The organism is Lentibacillus persicus (assembly GCF_900112705.1).
GTDB classification, from domain to species: Bacteria; Bacillota; Bacilli; order Bacillales; family Amphibacillaceae; genus Lentibacillus; species Lentibacillus persicus.
On sequence record NZ_FOMR01000004.1, the window covers coordinates 25,730 to 45,365 of the forward strand.

The 19,636-nt window shown below is 40.1% G+C and carries 15 protein-coding genes; 3 read left to right on the top strand and 12 right to left on the bottom strand.

Going from position 1 to position 19,636, the window contains the following annotated elements:
• Window positions 1-163: 163 nt before the first annotated feature.
• The 3 genes from BMZ22_RS06310 to BMZ22_RS06320 all read left to right on the top strand — a co-directional run bounded on the left by BMZ22_RS06310 (window position 164) and on the right by BMZ22_RS06320 (window position 3,603).
• Window positions 164-808 (top strand): 5-bromo-4-chloroindolyl phosphate hydrolysis family protein, encoded by a 645-nt coding sequence (locus BMZ22_RS06310; protein ID WP_090083240.1) that lies wholly within the window; start codon window positions 164-166, stop codon window positions 806-808.
• Window positions 805-1,953, top strand: coding sequence for a toxic anion resistance protein (locus BMZ22_RS06315; RefSeq protein WP_090083243.1), 1,149 nt, complete (start codon window positions 805-807; stop codon window positions 1,951-1,953). The genes BMZ22_RS06310 and BMZ22_RS06315 overlap by 4 nt, the downstream gene beginning before the upstream one ends.
• A 120-nt stretch (window positions 1,954-2,073) precedes the next feature.
• On the top strand, window positions 2,074-3,603 hold the full coding sequence (locus BMZ22_RS06320) for an FAD-dependent oxidoreductase (protein WP_177183363.1): 1,530 nt from the start codon (window positions 2,074-2,076) through the stop codon (window positions 3,601-3,603).
• Between the two features lie 205 nt (window positions 3,604-3,808).
• On the opposite strand, the gene BMZ22_RS06325 is transcribed toward BMZ22_RS06320, so the two are convergent.
• The 12 genes from BMZ22_RS06325 to BMZ22_RS06380 all read right to left on the bottom strand — a co-directional run bounded on the left by BMZ22_RS06325 (window position 3,809) and on the right by BMZ22_RS06380 (window position 19,608).
• Window positions 3,809-4,804, bottom strand: a complete 996-nt coding sequence (locus BMZ22_RS06325) for an LAGLIDADG family homing endonuclease (RefSeq protein WP_245745234.1) — start codon at window positions 4,802-4,804, stop codon at window positions 3,809-3,811.
• Window positions 4,805-4,935: 131 nt separating this feature from the next.
• Entirely contained in the window at window positions 4,936-5,562 is a 627-nt protein-coding gene (locus BMZ22_RS06330) for an RlpA-like double-psi beta-barrel domain-containing protein (RefSeq protein WP_090083249.1), read from the bottom strand.
• 180 nt (window positions 5,563-5,742) lie between these two features.
• Window positions 5,743-6,663 carry a cysteine synthase A gene (gene cysK, locus BMZ22_RS06335; protein ID WP_090083251.1) on the bottom strand — a complete coding sequence of 307 codons (921 nt, stop codon included), beginning with the start codon at window positions 6,661-6,663 and terminating at the stop codon, window positions 5,743-5,745.
• Between the two features lie 14 nt (window positions 6,664-6,677).
• Window positions 6,678-7,988, bottom strand: a complete 1,311-nt coding sequence (locus tag BMZ22_RS06340; protein WP_425434273.1) for a D-serine ammonia-lyase — start codon at window positions 7,986-7,988, stop codon at window positions 6,678-6,680.
• A 185-nt stretch (window positions 7,989-8,173) separates the two neighbouring features.
• The gene (locus tag BMZ22_RS06345) at window positions 8,174-9,022 is read right to left on the bottom strand and encodes a 5'-3' exonuclease (RefSeq protein ID WP_090083946.1); all 849 of its coding nucleotides are present in this window, start codon (window positions 9,020-9,022) and stop codon (window positions 8,174-8,176) included.
• Window positions 9,023-9,047: 25 nt separating this feature from the next.
• Window positions 9,048-12,674, bottom strand: coding sequence for a dynamin family protein (locus BMZ22_RS06350; RefSeq protein ID WP_090083253.1), 3,627 nt, complete (start codon window positions 12,672-12,674; stop codon window positions 9,048-9,050).
• 111 nt (window positions 12,675-12,785) lie between these two features.
• A complete protein-coding gene (locus BMZ22_RS06355; RefSeq protein ID WP_090083256.1) occupies window positions 12,786-13,253 on the bottom strand; it encodes a CBS domain-containing protein in 468 nt (155 codons plus the stop codon).
• A gap of 721 nt (window positions 13,254-13,974) precedes the next feature.
• Complete coding sequence (locus BMZ22_RS06360) at window positions 13,975-15,504, bottom strand: acyl-CoA carboxylase subunit beta (RefSeq protein WP_090083258.1); 1,530 nt, start codon at window positions 15,502-15,504, stop codon at window positions 13,975-13,977.
• Window positions 15,505-15,519: 15 nt separating this feature from the next.
• On the bottom strand, window positions 15,520-16,302 hold the full coding sequence (locus BMZ22_RS06365) for an enoyl-CoA hydratase (protein WP_090083260.1): 783 nt from the start codon (window positions 16,300-16,302) through the stop codon (window positions 15,520-15,522).
• Window positions 16,303-16,382: 80 nt separating this feature from the next.
• Window positions 16,383-16,595, bottom strand: a complete 213-nt coding sequence (locus BMZ22_RS06370; RefSeq protein WP_090083263.1) for an acetyl-CoA carboxylase biotin carboxyl carrier protein subunit — start codon at window positions 16,593-16,595, stop codon at window positions 16,383-16,385.
• Window positions 16,596-16,607: 12 nt separating this feature from the next.
• Window positions 16,608-17,963: an acetyl-CoA carboxylase biotin carboxylase subunit gene (locus BMZ22_RS06375; RefSeq protein ID WP_090083265.1), complete on the bottom strand. Its 1,356-nt coding sequence runs from the start codon at window positions 17,961-17,963 to the stop codon at window positions 16,608-16,610.
• 10 nt (window positions 17,964-17,973) lie between these two features.
• Entirely contained in the window at window positions 17,974-19,608 is a 1,635-nt protein-coding gene (locus tag BMZ22_RS06380) for an AMP-binding protein (RefSeq protein WP_090083268.1), read from the bottom strand.
• Window positions 19,609-19,636: the final 28 nt, after the last annotated feature.

Genomic DNA, 19,636 nt, shown 5'->3' on the forward strand with positions numbered 1-19,636 from the left:
TGTCTTTGCTTTCAGTTTTTTTATTTTGTCATTACTTTATATGCGATTATATTTAAAAATGATATAAATTTGTTTAAAATAGAAGTATGAAACCTTTTATAGACTTTAACGTATTACTAAGTGGGATTCTTAAAACCGGTTCTAAATAATAGGAGCTGAAACAATGCGACGATTTTTTACACTGATATTTTGTTCGGCATTGGGAACGTCAACTGCCGCGGTAACATGGATAATCAGCTTTTTTGGATATGACACAGCTTTGCTGATGTCAGGTATATACGCTGCTGCCGGCGGCGGGACAAGCTATCTCTTATCAAAAGAAATAATACTTTTCCGCTTCCTGCGACGACACGAGCTTACACGAAAAGAATATAAATATATTCAGCAAAATCTTGTCGAAGCAAAAGCTAAAATTAAACGTCTTCAGAGCAAATTATCAAGCATTCGCAATATGCGACAGGCAAAGGAATACATCAACATACTTGTGACTGTCCGAAAAATTTATGCCAATACAAAAAAAGATCCAAAACGTTTCTTTAAGGCAGAGGAGTTTTATTATAAGCATCTTGATTCGCTTGTAACGTTAATGGAGAAATATGCTTATTTAAAGTCCCAGCCAGCGCGGTCAAATGACATTAACCAATCACTGAAGGAGACCTCGAAAACCATTACACAACTAAACACCACCATTCAAAATGATCTTCATCTGATGCTGCGTGACGATATAAATACCCTGCATTTCGAGCTGGATATTGCAAATCAATCATTGAGAAACACATCTAAAAAAGAAAGCGAGGCCATCAAATGAGTGACTACAAACATTCGCCTTCATCTGACTTGGATGAATTATTGCAAAACCCTTTCAGCCAACAGGATTCGAATAACTTAACGAACCAGGATAATTATCGGGACAGACTTTTTGACTCATTAACTGAAGAAAACAAGCAAAAAGCATTAACTTTAAAACAACAGATTGATCCAAATAATTTTGAATCGGTTACTGAATACGGGGTAGAAGCACAATCTAAGCTGCATGCTTTCTCTCATTCGATGTTGGAACATGTGCAAAAAAATGACGCAGGTGAAATTGGCAATACATTGGAAAACCTTATGAAAAAGCTTGAGCAGGTGAACCCGGACGAATTAAAACCTGAGAAGCGTGGCGTGTTATCAAGGATGTTTGGAAAGATTTCAAATTCTGTAAACGAAATCTTGTCCCGTTACCAGAAAACTGGCGCACAAATTGACCGGATCAGTCTGCAGCTTGATAACTATAAAGGAACGTTGAAGAAAGACAATGAACTGCTTCAGGAGGTTTTTGACAAGAACAAAGATTATTTTGATGCGTTGAATATTTATATTGCTGCTGGAGAGGTTAAGCGTGATGAATTGGAAAATGAGCTTATTCCTGACTTAAAACAAAAGGCGGAACAATCCGGCAACCAAATGGACGTTCAAAAAGTGAACGATATGATCCAATTTGCTGAGCGTTTGGACAAGCGTGTCCATGACCTGAGATTAAGCCGGCAAATCACAACACAGAGCGCACCACAAATACGCTTAATTCAAAATACCAATCAGGCACTCGTGGAAAAAATCCAATCATCTATATTAACCGCTATCCCATTATGGAAAAATCAAATTGCCATTGCACTGACAATCATCCGACAGCGTCATGCAACAGAAGCGCAGAAGCAAGTATCTCAAACAACGAATGATTTGCTTTTAAAAAACTCAGAAATGCTTAAAACGAATTCAACTGAAACAGCAAAAGAAACTGAGCGTGGGTTAGTCGATATCGAAACACTCAAACAAACACAAGAAAATTTGCTAAGCTCAATTGAGGAAACGATCAACGTTCAAGCAGAAGGCCGTGAAAGACGTCTACAGGCCGAAAAAGAAATGACTGACATGGAAGAAGAACTGAAAACAAAACTATTGGAATTAAAATAACAATCGGGCCGGAACCCGGTTGTTTTTTTGCTGTATTATTGATTAAATATGGATTAATCCTTGTCTTGCTGCTTAAACTAATTAGACAACTAATTGTAGAATTGAGGAAGGATGACATACATGAATACCGAAAGAAATATGCCCCAGTATCCAGCGTCTTATTGGAGAGAATCAGTATCACTCCCCGAATATCCCAGATTAAATGAATCGATTAAAACGGATGTCGGGATTGTTGGAGGGGGCATCACTGGGATTACTGCAGCCTATTTACTGACAAAAGAAGGGTTGAATGTAACGCTGCTCGACGCAGGAAAAGTTTTAAACGGTGTCACCGGTCATACAACAGCCAAAGTCACGGCACAGCATGGGATAATTTATAATGAATTAATACAGCATTTTGGAAAGGAAAAAGCTGCGCAATATTACCAAGCAAGTAATGAGGCGAAACAATTCATTGAAAAAACAATTCAAACGCATAATATAAATTGTGATTACAAAGAAGAAGATGCATACATATTCACAAATTCAGAGGACTATTTATCACAACTGGAAGCTGAAAAGGATGCGTATGATCAGCTTGAAATTGCTAGTGAACTTTCGGGCAGCATAGCACTCGATGTACCAATCAAATCTGCGTTAAACATGAAGAATCAGGCCCAATTTCATCCACTTAAGTATTTAAAGACGATGACAGAAAAGGCTGTTGAAAATGGTTTGCAAATCTTTGAAAACACAACGGCAACGGATATTGACCGTAACAAACATCCCTCTATTGTGACCCGAGAAGGGAGGAGGGTTAACTGTCGGTACGTCATCCAAGCTTCCCATTATCCGTTTTATGATGGCGAAGGATTTTATCCTGTTCGAATGTATCCTGAACGCTCTTATATTATTGCTGTCAAAACACCTAAAACTTTTCCCGGCGGAATGTATATCAATGCTGAATCACCAACACGCTCAATAAGATCAGTCAATATGAATGATGAGGATTTATGGTTGATAGGTGGCGATAGTCACAAAACAGGCCAAGGCGAATCAACAATTAAGCATTATGAGGCTTTGCAGGATTATGCTGCAAAACAATTCGGCATTTCTGAGTTTAAATACAGATGGTCCGCGCAGGATCTGACAACTTTGGACAAACTACCTTATATTGGTCCCGTAACCAAGAATGAAGATAATATTTTTGTTGCGACAGGTTATCGAAAATGGGGAATGACGAACGGAACGATTGCAGCTAAAATTATTACTGACAGAATTCTCGAGAAAGATAATCCATATCGAGATCTATTTGCACCATCACGGTTTCAGGCAGATCCATCGGTGCGAAAGTTTGCAAAGATGAATACTGATGTGGCAAAACACATGATTCGAGGAAAACTTGAATACACCAATGATAACGTTAAAAATCTCAAACCAGATGATGCCACGATTACAAGAGTTCGTGGTAAACGAACCGGTGTATATAAGGATGAAGAAAATCAGATTCACGCGGTAGATACGACATGCAAGCATCTTGGATGTGAAGTTAACTGGAATTCAGGCGATCGCACATGGGATTGTCCGTGCCATGGATCGCGTTATTCTTATACAGGTGATGTTATCGAAGGACCAGCGAAAGAACCATTGAATAAAGTTGATTTGGAATAATCAATTGCAAATGTGTAAATTTCATTTCCATAAACAAAAAATAGCATTAGATCTTATAAACAAAGCGCCATAATATTCATTAATGGCGTTTTTTTGGTTTTGTCTCACTATCATAAGTATACTTTTATGCGAGACAATTATAATTTATAGGTTCCTATAATAAATATTATGTTAACCCGAGTTGCAAAAAAACATGTTCGGATTATCATCCCTTCATTATATAGGTCCAAATAACATCGAAGTTAAATTTAAATTTATGATCTTCTTTAAGCCATCTTTTATACGTATTTATATTAATGCCGATACATTCACAAGCCTTTTCTTCAGAAACTAATATAGAAAATATGGTCAAAAAGTTTAATTTTCGTTTTTCAATTGCTGCAATGGTATTTATATCTTTACTATCGCTTAAATCCTCAGCCTTCAGTTTTTCCCTAGCGAATATTTCATATTTACGTCTTAGAAAGAGTTTACGGTCTTTATTATTATAAATCCAATCTGAGAACCGTTTAATTGATTGTCTGCCCCTGATATGAAGTCGAACGTTTTTCCCATCATTGACATACTGGGTTCTTAACCGTTTTTTCAGTAATATTTCATTTAGCTGGTTCATAAATAATTTCGAACCGCCAACAAACGTTACAGTATATTGCTCATAATTAATATAACCATCACCATCAAAATAACCTCTAATGAAATGACTCATATATTCATCTGGCACTTCCGGCAATGTAATTAACCTTGATTTGTCAGGTATGACACCATGAATGTCGATTAAGTCCGCCTTCATAATTTTGCTGTTGAAATTTAAAATATATACACCCGTCTTTTTATTCTGGTATAAAGGCTGATCAGACCCGATTTCTTGTTTAATATTCTCCAGAATGTATTTTTCTTTTTGAGCAAAACTTACGAATTGGCCATCACGGGCTACTGTGCCGTCAGCAATAAAAAAACCTAATATGTACGCCATATTATTGGACCATGTTTTGAAATAATCTTCATTAAACTCATATTTTCGTTTCCAGCTTCCTCTCGGTCGCAATTGCACTTTATTTTGTTTAAGCAATATTCGAATATATCTTGATGAGACATTAGCTTTCACCGCGATTTCGGTTGTACTCATCCCCTTCTGATACAGTTCGATAATTTTACCAGTGGACAAAGTTCTTTTGCGTATCTTCCCCGTCTGATTTGTCACGGCCTCCGCCTCCCTTTCACATTAGAACTTGTGTTCGTAATATTATTATAACATATTCGGAACGCCGCAGCTATTAATTTATTGAAAATTAAAACGGACAGATCAACTCACTTCTGCCCGTTACTCAATCGTTAAACTTCGGTGATATCGATTGATAGTATTCTATTGTTATGCGGGTTATAAATCGCCCTGGCTCTTACAACAATCGATTCTTGCGCTGACTGAAGCTGATACTCGTATGTTTCTATCATACGCCCATCATCTTCAGTTTTACCGATAAAACTTTGTCCGGTAATCTGGTAGCTCCCATATGCATTTTGAACAATCCGTTGTAAATAACTTCCCCACTGCTGCTGCTCTAGACTGGAAACAGGCCGAATTTGAATGTCGATCACACCCTGCTGAGGATTGGCACCCAGTGTTTCAAATACTCTTCGATGAACGTTAAGCCGATTCTCGGGATAATTTGGAACTTTATCAACTACCTCAACAAGAATAGATCTGCCAGTCACAGGATAAATAATTTGCAATGTTTCCCCACATTGATAGGAAGTATTTTCACCAACAGCTGTCGTCATGTATAAATTATCTGACCACGGGATACCGCATTTAGTAATCCTTCCACCCTCTGTCCAGGTAGCCTGCCCGCTGATTGACTGTTGACGGAGGTCAGTTTCGTGAGTATTGTACTGCACGCCATCATAAGGCTTGTAAGCAAAAGGATACATATTTTTAAAATAGGGATTTTCTGAAAACATTATTTTCCTCCTGTCTGAATTATAACTTCCGGATTAATATATGTGTCCTTGTAAATGGCTGTTACAGTTAAGATATTAGTTCAGACAGATTAAAATGAAAAAACGCAGTATGGATAGATTACCCACGTGTACATAAAAAAAGAGAGCAGCTTTTTGCTCAAGCTGCTCATTTTAATAATTCTATTCATCAAAAAGATTCATACTTAAATAACGCTCACCTGTGTCAGGTGCCATACAGACTAACTTTTTACCTTTTCCAAGTTGTTTGGCGACCGCTACAGCGGCATATACAGCTGCGGCACCGGACAAGCCAATAAAAATACCTTCTTTCTGCGGGAGTGTTTTAAACATATCGACCGCATCATCATCCTCAATTTGCATAATTTCATCGTAAATGGATGTATTTAATATATCCGGTACAAAGCCCGGACTCGTTCCTACTAATTTATGTGAGCCAGCTTTTCCGCCGGACAATACAGGAGATCCTTTTGGTTCAGCAACTGTAATATGCAAATCTGGCATTTTTTCTTTCAATACTTCTCCGGTGCCTGTTATCGTCCCCCCAGTTCCCGCAGTTGCTACAAACGCATCGAGTTTTCCATCTATCTGCTCGTATATTTCCAAAGCAGTTGTTGAACGGTGAATATCCGGATTAGCACTATTTTCAAATTGCTGCGGAATGAAACTATTTGGAATTTCTTTATGAAGTTCATTTGCTTTTTCGATTGCCCCGGGCATTTTGTCTTCACTTGGGGTTAACACCACTTCGGCACCATATGCCCGTAAAATATTACGGCGTTCCTGTGTACTGTTATCCGGCATGACCATAATTGCTTTATAACCTCTTGCGGCAGCGCTCATCGCGAGTCCTATACCCGTATTCCCGCTCGTTGGTTCGATAATCGTGGCACCTGGTTTAATGAGTCCTTCTTGTTCAGCCATTTTAATCATGTTGAAGGCAGCACGGTCTTTAACACTTTTACTCGGATTGAACGATTCCAGCTTCAAGTAAATTTCAGCCGCTTCTTCCGGTACAATGTGATGGAGCTTGACAAGTGGGGTTTCGCCTATTAATTCCGTTATGTCCTGTGCGACTTTCATATTAAACAACCTTCCTATTTTAAATTTTTTCCTTTATTATAAAACATTTGCATATCCTTTTCAGGCACAAGAGATCCGCCGGTAGCCCACGCTATATGATTGGCATGACTTAATTTGATATTATTTTCTTCAGCATAACGATATATCTGCTTGGGTCCGATTAATCCAGCTGCTGCTGAAGGTTCCAAATAGATTTCTTCAGTATCGGCAAGGTAAGCGAGCTGCCGGTACAATTCGTCATCTTCCAGTGTGTATATGCCACTGGTCAATTGATCACTGACCACGGTCGCAAAACGGGACGGCCGACCGACAGCAAGTCCGTCTGCTTCGGTGCGATTATCGATCCCGAAATCCTGTACACTTATATTGTCCAATTCACCAGTCACGAGGCCGATTAGAACAGACGGCGAATGGGTAGGTTCTGCAAAAAAACAATGAACATGATCGCCAAGAACCTGTTTTAAGCCAAACGTAATGCCGCCCGGCGAGCCGCCGACGCCACAAGGTAAATAAACGAACAACGGGTGATCAGCATCCACAGTTATATCTTTCGCTTTGAGCTGTTTTTCTAACCTTAATGCAGCGGTACTATAACCTAAAAATAAATGTTTGGAATCCTCGTCATCTATGAAGTAACCTTTCGGGTTTTTAACCGTTGCTTCCCTTCCCGCTTTAATCGCTTCACTGAAATCGCCTTCAAACTCCAATACTTCAGCACCGTTTTTGCGCAATAAATCTTTTTTCCATTGTTTTGCATCCATTGACATATATACCGACACATTGAACCCAAGTTTTGCACTAATAATGCCGATGCTTAGTCCCAAATTACCTGTCGAGCCTACGCCAATTGAATACTGATTAAAAAAAGACTTGAAACGATCTGTTAAAAATACCTCGTAATCCTCGTCGTTTCGCAACATGCCCGATTCAATCGCCAGCTTTTCAGCATACTGCAAAACTTCATAGAAACCGCCTCTGGCTTTAATGGAACCTGCAACCGGGAGTTCATGATCACACTTTAAATAAAACTTACCGTCCATCTCAGTTAAGTGTTTATTTTTCATTTGGCTGATTTCTTTCAAGGGCGATTCAATTACGCCGTTTGTAGCACTAGTTTCTGGAAAAGTCCTTTCCAGGAATGGTGCGAATCGCTGCCACCGCAATTCAGCATCTTCAATATCTTTACGTGTCAAGGGTAACGAAATTGCTTCATCCATCTTAGTAAGATTTGGGTTCATCCAAAATACAGGACGCAGTTCAATAATCTCCTTAAGAATTGGGTATTGACTTTGCCATTCGATTATTTCCTTCTGTGTGAAAACGATGATAGTCACCTTCTTTTCTCAGGTTAATAATTACCATTCCCTACAAGTAGCTTATCATGTCACCAATTGTTAAGAAAAGCTATTCCCGTTTATTATGTGCACCACACAAATATTGGCGCGCACATTAAAAGACAACCATTCAACACGAATACCTCGTGAATAGTTGTCTTTCATTTAAGTGGATTCTAATTGACTAGTTTGACCAAATTGTTAAGCTCCAGTTCCTGAAACTTACTTTCCACAATTTTTTTGTCATATTGCCAGACAGCGTTATCCAGACTGCAGCTGACTGATAGATCACATTTTATCTCAGCCAGCTGTCTGGATAATTCAAGCATGTCCCTGTCGTCACGTATTTTGGTTTGTACACCATTAGGAAGTTTATCAAGATTTTCTAGAATTTGATCAATCGAGCCATGTTCCTGAATTAACTTTAATGCGGTTTTTTCACCGATTCCCTTTACACCTGGATAGTTATCGGAACTATCTCCCATTAGCCCCTTCAAATCAACAATTTGTTCAGGTTGAAGACCTTTCCGGCCTGCGAATGTTTCTTTTTCAAATATTTCGTAGTTGCCGATACCTTTACGCATGATTGCGACACGAATGCCGTCATCAACTAATTGTAAAATATCCTGATCACCGGTCAAAATTAACACATCATTATCAGATGAATTTTGTCTTGCCAGCGTACCAATACAATCATCAGCCTCATAGTTTTCCAGACCTATATTGGGAATATCAAAAGCATCGACAACGTTCTTGATGAGCTCAAACTGTGGGATTAGCTCCTCAGGAGGTTCAGACCGGTTAGCTTTATATTCCTTGTAGAGTTCCGTGCGAAATGTCTTGCTTCCCATATCCCAACAGCAAATTACATGGGATGGTGAAAATTTCTCTGCAGCATCAAGAAAATACCGCATAAATTGATAAACACCATTCGTCGGAAGACCTTTACTTGTTTTCATGAAATTTCCTCTGAACGCTGTTGCAAAAAATCCCCTGAAGAGTAAAGCCATTCCATCGACAAGCATAATCGTATTCTTTTCTTCGTTCACTTTAGCTCATCTCCTCGTAATTCGCTAAAATCGAAGTGAGTTTACCTTCACTTTTCCTCAATGTTTCGAGGTCAATTGTTTGATCATCCATAATTTGTAATTGATTATCAATGTAGCTGTCAACATGTTCATCAATAAAATCTTTTATATTCCCAATGATAATTTGCCACTGTTGACTATATGATGTCTGCATTTTGGTGTGACTTTCGTTGATGTAGTCATTTGCAAATGGGTATAAAAGGTTAAAAATATTCTCTTTCATGGTCTCTTTTTCGTTTTTGGCAAAGAAGGCTTTTGGTCCATTAAATCCTTTTAGTTCTTTATCAAATGTTTGAACCGAAAGATCAAAAAATGCTTGCTCATAATCAGGCGTCACGAGATCTGTCGCTTCAAAATGGGGCAAAAGAAAGCCTTCATCAATATCCTTACTTTTACTTGTGTAATCAAGATAAATATCGTGTTTCATTTCGTTCACAAACGATTCAATTCTTAGTGAAACAGCCCGTAATTCTTGTAATAACTCGTACCCCGCATAATCCAAAAGTTTTCTGAGGTTGTTTTTTAATTGTTGAGAAGCTTTTCTGCCCGACTCAGTAATCGTACCAGGATTAAACGTTTCTTTAAACATATCGTTAAATCGGATCGAGAATCTTTCGAGCACAAAGTATAACTGTTTTTCAAGTTTTTGGGTGATTTGCTGTTCGTATAAATCACTGTTAATGTCGTTGATCACCATTTTTAAAGACGTTCGTTTAGTTATTAAATCCCGACGCGCACGTTTCTTTTCTTCTTCGTCCATCTGTAGGGATTCCAAAAAATGCGTGATTGACAGCTTAGCCCGGCTGATGTCCCTGATTGCTGAATCAATGGTCAACGAAGCCAATTCGTTACGAATAAAATTTTCAAACGCATATTCGAAAGCTTTCATTTGTCCATTTAAATGACTGTTTTCCTGTTTTTCTTCAAGCGAGCGTTTACTTGATACCGGGAATAACCTTGGAAAGTGAATACCAAGTGATGTCAGCTGCTCTTTTATATAGCGTTGAACCATTTCACGTTCTGACGTGTCTTCAGCCAGATCAGAAGCATTCATAACAAAGAACATTTTATCCAGCTGGAAAGAGTCTTTTACACGGCCGAGCTGCATGAGAAAATCTTTATCGGCCCGTGAAAAAGCATGGTTATAATAGGTGACATATAGAATTGCATCAGCGTATTTAATATAATCAAATGCCACATCAGTATGTCTGGCGTTAATCGAATCGGCACCAGGCGTATCAACTAATGTGATGCCGTCTCTTGTCAGCTTGCAATCGTAATAGAGGTCAACTGACTCGATGAAACTTGCAATTGTTTCATCCGTTACGAAAGAAGCGAATTCATCGAGTCCGATTGCTATTTCATCGCCGATTTCTTTTTCGCGGTTCTTGTAACCTTCAAGAAGTGCCTTCAAATAAGCCTGTTGCGTCGTATGCAATTGATCGTTCTGATGGATATTGTGTTTCACTATCCAGGCTAATAACTCATCAATACTGTCTGTTTCAGGTTCAAACTGATGGAGCAGTGATTTAAGATCGCTGATCAGTGTTGCTTCATCTTTCATTTTCACGATTACCGTACCATGTTTATAATCCTCATTTACAGGATTAATCCGATTGATAACAGCCGTTGTCGGATTAGGTGCTGAAGGCAGAATATGCTCTCCAATCAGCGCGTTCGCAAGCGAGGATTTTCCCGCACTGAAAGCGCCGAATAGCGCAACGGTAAACTTGCGGCTCTTTAACCGGTTATGTTTATGCTGCAAATCAGCTATAATTGAACCAAAACCGGGCAATTCTTTTACCGTCTCAGTAACGTCTTCCAGATCACTTAAAACACGATCTGCTTGATAATTGTATCCAGATTCTGGTGGGTGTTGATCTGTTTGAAACTCCTCAATAGCTGGTGCAGTTGTTTTTTTATCAGTAGTTAAATCATCCATTTTAATGATCTCATTTGTGAATGCCATTGCTTTTTCGAGTTCCTGCCAGTCATCATCGTTTATTTTCGGATTTGTGAAGCTAGTGTCAACTTCGCGTAGCTTTTCATCTAAATCACGTTTGAGCATTTCAGTCGTTTCGCGCTGTTTTTGTGTGTTCTCTACATCTGCTCGTTCCGATTCCAATTCAGCAAGCTCATTAGATGTTTTATCAGTGATTAATTCTTTAGCCGAATCCAAGAGCTTAAGTGCTTCTTGTTTATATTTCTGTTTAATATCGTTACTGATATCATCAGTATAATGAAGGACATAATCACCATTTACGGTCGCTCCGGGCTTAATCAGCGAACGAAGGTTTGCCGTATCATAAGTGATCGACATGTTTTGCACTTGGTGTGTTATTTCCTGGTCATGCAAACCATATGACTGCAACAAATTCAATAGCTTGTCACGCAGCCTCCATTGTACCGAGGTCTCGATTGTCTCCTGTAACCCGGCTAAGAAATCAGCTTCCCGTTTGCGGCGAGCTTCGGCTGTCTTTTTGTTCGAACCAAAAAGTCCAACTTTAAAGTCCTGTTGCTGTGACTGCAAATAAGCATGCGCCAAATCGCGCAAAGTTGCAGGCATCAGATAAGCATTTTTCAATGTTGTATTAACTTCGTGCCGCACGTCTTTTTCAAGGTCTTCGGACAAATTATTTAGCCGATTGATTTTGAGGTTCAATTCTTCCAATCGGTAGACACTATCGCCCTCTCCGGGGTCGCTTTCGCTTACTTCAGACTCATACTCCTGTTGTAAATGCCGTTTATGCTCATCTACCACCTGTTCGACAGAACGTTCCACATTTAAAAAGTTATCTCTTTCGTTTGTCAGCAGCTGAAATAGCTCGTTTTTTATTGCGTCGATTTGATTGTTTGGAGATTCTTTGTCAAATAAAGAAGAATAATAGACTTTCTCAGGCATAATTCCCCATTGTTCAAACGTTTGATTAATTTTTCGACAAAACTCATCGAAGGGCAATTCGTTTTCGTTATGTTTATCGATCTGATTAATAATAATAAAAAACGGTATATGATGCTTCTGCACTTTTTTAAGAAATTCCAAGTTAACCTCCGATTGAACATGGTTATAATCCATAACATAAAAAAGAGCATCTACCAAGTGCATTGATGATTCAGTGATTAGACGATCTGCATCATCTGCTGCATCAATTCCCGGCGTGTCGATGATTGTGCAGTTCTCTGGTAAAATAGCTTCTTTCGTACTGATTTCAATTTCTTTAATCGTGCCTTTCTCCATTGCATAGTCTTTTATCATATCGATATCATACGGTTCTTCGTATTCAAGCACAGTTCCTTCATCCGTATAGACCTGGGCTCTTCCCTCTCCAGACGTTATTTTGACAACGTTCGCACTGGTTGGGATCGGGCTCTTAGGCAGGATAAGGCGTTCTAAAAGGTGGTTGATCATAGAAGATTTACCAGCAGAAAAATGACCAATAAAACTGACCATAAACTCCTGATTCATCCACTTCTTGGAAATTTGAAGCATCTTTTCAGCACTTTTCATATCTGCATTCTCAAGCATTATCTGATATAAGCTCACCAATTGCTTTTTGTTTATTCCAGTGTATTGCACTTCGGTTATCATGTAATGTTCGTTTCCCTTCCATCCAAACAATTATGATAGTATTATAGCAAAGCACTGATGCTAAAGTCGACAGATTTCAGCGATTTAGACAGTACTGCCCTATTAACTTGTTTAATCTTTTGATTCAGTAATAACTTTATTGTAGATTGATCGGATAATATCGCCTCGGCTTATCACGCCAACCACTCTGCCGGAATCATCCGTTACGGGGATTTTCTTGAAATGATAACGTGATAAAATTGTCAGCGCTTCTTCGATTTCATCATCAGGTCTTACCGTGTAAATGTTTTTTTTCATAATCCCGCCGGAGTGGCGTTCGATACTGGTTTCCACTTTTTGTTTCAGTTCCTCTGTTTCTCTGATAAAAACCATTGAGAAGGCATCGTAAATCGTACGGCCATTCGGCTGTAAGTAGCGAATAATATCACCGTCACTAATCATCCCTATTAAATGATTGTCTTCATCAACAACTGGCACACCGCCGATTTTATGCTCGACAAACGTTTTTAACAGTTCTTTTATGGTCGTATCTTTCTGAATTGATATGACATCAGTAATCATGAAGTCATGTATCTTCAACGCTGTCACCTCGTTAAATAATATTTGGGGCACGACACTACTAGATTTGCCACGGTTATCGTATCATATTTCGTCAGTATTTGTGGCGTCATAAAATCGTGTTTACATAATATAATTATGGTTTACACTTTTTGCGAGTAGTCATTTTGCTTTTTTATCAGTGTATTTTCAAGTTATCCTTTTGACACAAAAACATAAACTGCGAACTAGTTAGTGCCCCGTCCACCGCTTCGGAAATACACGTGAATGCTTAAAGCCGCTCCGGCAATATACTTCGCTTTCCATGGGCACGGCCTCGGGCCAACAGGATGTTGGTCACAAAGGCATTGCCACAGGACGTGGCGTACTTAGCCTTTGAACCTTACCGCTTTCTTGCGGGGTCTTCGGACACGTGCTGTTCCCATAGGAGTCTTCGTATATTGCCTGCGCTGGGAAGTGTTAACTGTTTCCATAGGAGTATAGGAGCAAACAAGCCTAGCGTAGGAAATACACGCCGACTCCTGCGGGAGCATAGGCATAGGTGAGACTCCGCTGGGCGTTAGCCCGAGGAGGCTCACCAGCCGCCCGCGGAAAGCGGCGTGTATTTCCGGAGCGGTGTCATAGAACTAACTGGAATCAGAAGGAAGAATTTTCACTGTGTCGCAGTTTACATCAACTGTGCAATAAGTTTTAGGTGACAGTCAAAAAAGTGAAAAACCCCTGCTATACAGGGGTTTTGTTCTTATACGGGATAGACGCCATGTTTGCGCTCTGTGAATGTTACATTCTTTGCTTCATATATCTGATAACGCTTGATCAATTCGCTTCTTAATTTATCTGGATCCACAACTGCATCCACTACCATTTCTGACGCTAATCGGTAAATATCAATGTTATCTTTATATTCCTCTTGCTTTTCTTTTACAAATTGCGGACGTTCTTCCTCAGGTAATTCGGCTATTTTATTCGCGTATACAGCATTAACGGCGGCTTCAGGACCCATGACAGCAATTTGCGCTGTTGGTAAGGCCAAACACGCATCAGGCTCAAAAGCAGGACCAGCCATGGCGTACAGACCGGCGCCATAGGCTTTTCGCACAACAACCGAAATTTTAGGCACAGTTGCCTCACTCATCGTCGCGAGCATCTTGGCACCATGACGGATAATGCCTGCTTGCTCAACTTTTGTGCCAATCATAAACCCGGGGATGTCCATCAGGAATAATAATGGTATGTTGAAGGCGTCACATAGTTGGATAAATTTAGCTGCTTTATCAGCTGAATCCGGAAACAAAACGCCGCCTTTCATTCGTGGCTGATTCGCAATAATCCCAACTGCCTTTCCATCAATGCGGGAAAGACCTGTAATCAATTCGGGTGCAAATTTCTTTTTTATTTCACAGAAGCTGTCTTCATCAATGAGTTGTTTAATAAGATCAAGCATATTAAATGGTGCATTCTGATTTTCCGGTATAAGTTCAGTTATCGACTTTTCAAACTGTTTAACCGTCTTTGGTTCAACAGCAGCCGGTTTTTCTCTGAAATTAGGTGGAAAATAAGAAAGGTAATGACGCGTATAGCTGATTGCTTCCTCTTCAGATTTAACCAACACATCGCCAACACCTGAAACGGAGGTATGCATTTTGGCACCTCCCATTTCTTCAAGGCTCACTTTTTCGCCGATAACTTTTTCGGCCATTCTCGGTGAGCCCAAATACATCGATGCATTGCCATCAACCATTACGACAATATCACAGAACGCCGGTATGTACGCACCACCCGCGGCGGAAGGTCCGAATAAAAGACAAACTTGTGGCACTCTGCCGGATAGTTTTATTTGATTATGGAAAATCCGCCCGGCTCCGCGGCGCCCCGGAAACATTTCTATTTGATCAGTGATGCGCGCACCTGCCGAATCCACAAGATAAAGCATCGGTATCTCCAGTTTAGCTGCTGTTTCCTGAATACGAATAATTTTTTCCACCGTTCTTTTTCCCCACGAACCTGCTTTCACAGTCGAATCGTTTGCCATAACGCATACGTCTTGGCCATGTATGCGGCCTATCCCTGTCACAACGCCATCAGAAGGCAGCCCATCGGCCATGTTATTAGCAAAAAAGGCGTCTTCTACATCGATATCCTCGTCAAATAACTGTTTAAGCCTGGATCTGACAAACATTTTTCCCTTTTCTTCATTTTTTTGATGATATTTTTCATGCCCGCCTTTTTCAATCTTGTCTATGCGTTCTTTCAGATCGTTAATATAGTTCATTGCCATACCTCCCCGTTACTTACCCTGATAATCGGGTTTGCGCTTTTCTTTAAAAGCTTTTAGACCTTCCAACCGATCTTCTGTTGGAATTGTTTCTTTATAACATAAATGTTCAATCACCAATCCCGTATTTAAATCAGTGTCTGCCCCTTTGTTAATCGCCATTTTGGCCTGCCTGAGTGCAACAGGACCATTGCCGGCAATTTCCTGAGCCATATCTATTGCTTTTTCAAGGAGTTCTTCCAGTGATGTAACTTGTTCAACTAATCCTAAAGAAAGAGCTTCATCTGATGCTACAGGCTTTGCTGTAAAAATAAGCCGTTTTGCCTTTCCTAATCCGATTAAGCGGCTCAAGCGTTGCGTTCCCCCTGCACCAGGAATGATTGCCAATGATGTTTCAGTCAGTCCCATCTTGACGTGAGCTGCAGTAATTCTAATATCACAGCCGAGGGCAAGTTCCAATCCGCCTCCGAATGCTGCTCCATTAATCGCAGCAATTACTGGCATATTCATATTTTCAATGGCTGTAATGGTGCGACCTATATAGTTTACTGTTTCAACAACCTGATCTTGTGTCATATTTTTACGCTCTTTCAGGTCTGCTCCTGCACAAAATGCTTTTTCACCAGCAGCCGTTATAATTGTGCAGCGGATTGAAGAGTTTGCATTAATCGTATTTACATGATCATTTAGTTCATCAAGAAGCGCTATTGACATTGCATTCATAGCTTCCGGTCTGTTGAGCGTTAAGATGGCAATATGGCCGTCTTTTATCTGCAAGTCTATTAATGCTGTCACTTGAATTCTCCTTCCCGGATATTTTTGATCCCGAGCCGTTAATTTTAGTTCCAGCCAATGACTGGAACTAAAATTATTTATCATTCAACGATTGCTATGGTATCTCCTTCATTGACGAAATCACCTTCTGCGACCTTCAATTCTTTTACGGTGCCATCTTCTTCTGCCGGGATTGGTATTTCCATTTTCATTGATTCGAGGATAACAACATCCTGATCTTCTTCTACTTTGTCCCCTTCATTGACTGTTATTTTCCAAACATTTCCTGCCATTGATGCTTTAATTTCTGTCATTGTAAAAACCTCCTAGTTTGTTTTAGCTGTAGACAAATAATGGTTATCAACGAACGCTGTTGTCGTTTCGCCGCTCTTAAATTTATCATGATCCAATACTTTCAAGAGCATCGGAATATTCGTTTTAATCCCTTCCACTTTATATTTCAATAATGCATTTTTCATCGATCGGATAGCTTCCGTCCGATCTTTTCCTTTTACAATCAGCTTTCCAATCATTGGATCGTAAAATGGCGTCACATCAAAATCTGCTGTCACTGCCACTTCATTGCGAATGAATTCGCCTTCAGGTAGTTCAAATACTGAAATATGACCCGGCGAAGGGAAAAAGGTTTCGGGGTCTTCAGCATAAACACGTACTTCAATAGCGTGCCCATCCATATCGACCCCTGATTGATCAATATCCAGTTCCTTTCCATTTGCGATACGAATTTGTTGTTCAACAATATCAACGCCGGTGATTTCCTCAGTCACGGGATGTTCAACCTGAATGCGCGTATTCATTTCCAGAAAGTAAAAGTTTTCATGCTCATCCACCAGAAATTCAATTGTGCCGGCACTTGTGTATCCAAGTGTTTCAGCTGCTTTTACTGCAGCCTCACCCATTTTTTTGCGGGTTTCTTTAGATATAAATGATGAAGGCGCTTCTTCAATTACTTTTTGGTTTCTTCTTTGTATAGAGCATTCACGTTCAAATAAATGAATGGCGTTTCCATAATTATCAGCGAGCAATTGTATTTCGATATGTCTTGCATTTTCCAATTTCTTCTCCATGAACATGGCACCATCGCCAAAGAAGGTGTGTGCTCGCTTGGAATTACTTTCAAATGCTTTTATGAGCTCAGCATCTGATTGCACGACCTGCATGCCAATACCACCGCCGCCTGCAGAAGCTTTAAGCATTATCGGATAGCCTATGCTCCGGGCAATGGCGACTGCTTCATCAGTTGAAGCAACCGCACCATCTGTTCCGGGTACGACAGGTACGCCAGCTTTCTTCATCGAATCTCTGGCTGCAATTTTACTGCCCATAATCTCCATAACCGTTGCTTTAGGCCCGATAAATTGAATACCAGCTTGTTCACATAATTCTACAAACTTGCTATTCTCGCTTAAAAATCCGTATCCCGGGTGGATGGCATCTGCATCTGTGTCTTTTGCAATCTCAATGATCTTTTCTGTGTTCAGATAGCTCTCCTGTACACGCGGCGGTCCCAACAAATAACTTTCGTCGGCCATTGACACAAAAGGAGCTTTTTGATCAGCCTCTGAATAGACAGCTACCGTTTCAATACCTAATTGTTTACACGTCCGTATGACTCGTCCCGCAATTTCCCCCCGGTTGGCGATTAATATTTTTTTGATCATGATTTCCCCCCTAATTCGATACTTGAGCAACGGCTTCTTCCCGTAGTTTGAATTTCTGAACTTTGCCACTTGCGGTCATTGGATACTCGTCGGTAAATGCAATGTATTTTGGTATTTTGTGACGTGAAATATTTCCCTCACAAAATGCTCTGATATCAGATTCTGAGGTGTCAGCTTCATCTTTAAGAATAATCCACGCCATAAGTTCTTCCCCATATTTTTTATCTGGAACGCCAATTACCTGGACATCTTGGACATCGGGATGCTGATAAAGGAATTCTTCAATTTCCCGGGGATATATATTTTCACCACCACGAATAATCATATCTTTCATCCGGCCGGTTATTTGAATGTACCCTTTCTCATCAATCACAGCCAAGTCCCCGGTGTGCAGCCATCCATCGCTGTCGATTGCTTCGTTTGTCGCTTCCTGATTATTATAATAACCCTTCATAACATGATAGCCTCGGGTACACAACTCACCGGGCACGCCAATTTCCTGTTCTTCATCAGTTCCCGGTTTAATGATTTTAACTTCAACATTGGGATGGACTTTGCCCACTGTTGCTGCTTTTACTTCAGCTGGATCAGTCGTTCGCGTCTGAGTAATAACCGGAGATGATTCAGTCTGACCATAAGCTATTGTGATTTCACTGGCTCCCATTTTATTCATAACATCATTCATCACTTCAATTGGGCATGTCGAACCAGCCATAATGCCTGTTCGCAAATGCGAAAAATCATATTTTGAAAAATTAGGATGGTTGAGTTCGGCAATAAACATTGTCGGCACCCCGTGTAAACCTGTACATTTTTCATCGGAAACAGCTTTCATCACTTTTTCAGGGTCAAATTGCTCTAAAAGCACCATCGTGGTCCCTTTGGAAACTGCTGCAAGTATACCTAGCACACAGCCAAAGCAATGGAAAAACGGCACCGGAATACAAAGCCGGTCTTCATGGGTCAGCTCCATACAGTCAGCAATCTGATTACCGTTATTCACAATATTATGATGCGTCAGCATAACGCCTTTGGGAAAACCAGTGGTCCCTGATGTGTATTGCATATTGATTGCATCATGAGGATCCAGCGATTGTTTGCGCTGTATCAGTTCATCATCAGAAACCGATTTGCCTTTTTCGATTACCTCGTTCCAGGTATAAGCATTCGAGTAATCGCTATCACTTAACACAATAATATTTTTCAAATACGGGAATTTTTCCGACTTCAGACTCCCTTTTCCGGCTTTATCAAATTCGGGACAAATCTGTCTCAGGATTTCGACATATGAAGTTCCTTTGAAGTTTTCTGCTAAAATAAGCGTTGTTGAGTCAGATTGTTTCAGCAAATATTCAAGTTCCTTGGCCTGGTAATTGGTGTTCACGGTAACGAGCACTGCCCCCATTTTGCCTGTTGCGAACTGGGACGTAATCCACTCGGGCTTATTGTCTGCCCAAATCGCCACATTTTCCCCTTTTTCAATACCCAAAGCCATAAATCCTTTTGCTGCATTATCCGCCATTTCATTGAATTCCTGATACGTCTTGCGCAAATTCAACTCAGGATATACGATCGCTTCACGATCCGGATACGACTGTACTTGCTTTTCCAGGATTTCGCCTACTGTAAGATTAAGTAGTGTCATGAATCTTCTCCCCTCGTTTTTACACTAT